The sequence below is a fragment of the Photobacterium aphoticum genome (assembly GCF_001029435.1).
GTDB lineage: Bacteria > Pseudomonadota > Gammaproteobacteria > Enterobacterales > Vibrionaceae > Photobacterium > Photobacterium aphoticum.
In genome coordinates, this window is the sequence record NZ_LDOV01000109.1 from 1 (window position 1) to 260 (window position 260).

Consider the following 260-nt stretch of genomic DNA (forward strand, 5'->3'; position numbering starts at 1 on the left):
CTAGCATTGTCTCAGAAGCTTTTAAAGCCATGTCACTTCGTTCTGATATTGCGATTCAGAACACCGGCGGCGTTCGTAACAGTATCCCTGCCGGTGACGTCAGCGTCGGCCACGCCTTCGATGTGCTGCCGTTTACCAACTTGTTGGTGAATCTGGATATGACCGGACAAGAGATCCTCAATACCATTGAAGATGCGATTGATAACGTGGTTGTCAACAATTCCACCGGCGCTTTTCCGGCCGCTGCAAATCTACGCTTT

1 protein-coding gene is annotated in these 260 nt (G+C 50.0%); it reads left to right on the plus strand.

All coding sequences use genetic code 11. From position 1 onward, the window contains the following. Nucleotides 1-5 precede the first annotated feature (5 nt). A partial coding sequence (locus ABT58_RS23240; RefSeq protein WP_420806595.1) for a 5'-nucleotidase C-terminal domain-containing protein occupies nucleotides 6-260 on the plus strand: 255 nt, incomplete at its 3' end.